Source organism: Arthrobacter sp. AG258, assembly GCF_004364695.1.
Lineage (GTDB): Bacteria > Actinomycetota > Actinomycetes > Actinomycetales > Micrococcaceae > Arthrobacter.
On record NZ_SOBI01000021.1, the window covers coordinates 1 to 1,513 of the forward strand.

Below are 1,513 nucleotides of genomic sequence, written 5' to 3' on the forward strand. Positions count from 1 at the left end.
GGTAAAGACTCACGTCAATCATTTGCTCGCTAAGACCGGGATGCGGGACCGGGCGCAGCTGGTTGGCTACGCCTTCCGCCACCGTCTGGTCACCGGCTGAACACGTCTGTTCTCCACCCGGGGACCGGGTTCTCCACCCCAGGGTGGAGAACCCGGTCAACACGGAATCCACCGACGGGCTGAATCGCCGGTTAATTCTCCTGCGTAGCTTTGAAGAAAGCACATACACCGGGCCTCTCAGGCCCAGGACGCACCGGAGAAACACCACATGACCACTGCACAATGGCTGCTCAACCTCGGCCTTTTGATCTTCATCCTTGCCACCAATCTGGGCACCCGGCCGGTCACCCGCCGGCGGCTGGCCCTGCCGATCATCCTGGCCGTCGTCGCCGGCGCCTGGCTGCTCTCAGACGTTCCAACCCGCGGCAACGATGTCGCCCTGGACTTCATCGGAGCCGGCACCGGGGTAGCCCTGGGCATCCTGGCAGCGCTGCTCATGCCGGTGAAACGCCGTCCCGACGGAACAGTGGAAAGCAAGGCCGGGGCACTGTATGCCCTCCTGTGGCTGGTAGTTATTGGCGGCAGGGTCGCGTTCGCAGAATCGGCCAACGGCTGGGCCGCGGCCAGCATCCGGGACTTCTCGATCAGCAACGCCATCACCGGCGCCGACGCATGGACCGCCGCGTTCATCATCATGGCCCTGACCATGGTCACCGCCCGGGTCATCACAACACTCATCCGCTGCCGGAGCCTGCCGCTCTTCACCCGCGCGGGTGCCCAACCTGCAGGCCAGTACTGACGTGAAAGGAACACCCGCGATGACCCACACCCAACCAATGCCCCACACCCACCTGATCACCCGCCCACGGCCCCCGTACACAGCGTTCGCCCTGACCGGCCTGGCCGCGGCACTGACACTGCTTGCAGCACTACTCATCGGCTGGGTCGCCCCGGGACTGGAGGCAACCCAACAACGCTTCGTTGCCGTGCTGGTCATGGCGGCCGTCGCCGCGATCACCGTCGCAGTGACCCGCCGGGATCTTCTGACCTCCGGCCGCCTGCACCCGGTCCTGCTCGTCATCCCCTTACTGCTGGCCCTCGCCCCGTTCGCTCCCGGCCTCAAGGACATGGGCCTGGAGGCGGGCAGCACCCTCGTCATCGGGTACCTGGCCACCGGGATCTACGAGGAACTATGGTTCCGCGGCCTGGTCCTGGACACCCTGGCATCGTCGAGTCCGACCAAGGCTGCCCTGCTCTCATCAGGACTGTTCGGCCTGATCCATCTCACCAACATCGCCTTCGGCGCCAACCCTGCCATCACCGCCGCACAGGTCATAGGCGCAGCATGTTTCGGCGTGGGCATGGCCGCTCTCCGTTTACGCGGCGTCACCCTATGGCCCCTCATCATCATCCACGCCGTAACGGACATCGCCCTGCAGACCGGAGACATCACAAGTACCTGGCGATGGACCCTCATGATCAGCAGCGACATCATCCTCCTCACCTACGGGCT

General features: G+C 64.9%; 2 protein-coding genes. Both read left to right on the forward strand.

All coding sequences use genetic code 11. From position 1 onward, the window contains the following. Positions 1-268 precede the first annotated feature (268 nt). A complete protein-coding gene (locus DFO47_RS21010) occupies positions 269-799 on the forward strand; it encodes a hypothetical protein (protein WP_133832932.1) in 531 nt (176 codons plus the stop codon). Between the two features lie 19 nt (positions 800-818). Next, positions 819-1,513, forward strand: a 695-nt coding sequence (locus tag DFO47_RS21015; protein ID WP_133832933.1) for a CPBP family intramembrane glutamic endopeptidase, incomplete at its 3' end; no start/stop codon positions are given.

Coding starts and splice junctions, on each gene's coding strand:
- DFO47_RS21010 (WP_133832932.1), top strand. CDS start 269: ATGACCACTGCACAATGGCTGCTCAACCTCGGCCTTTTGATCTTCATC.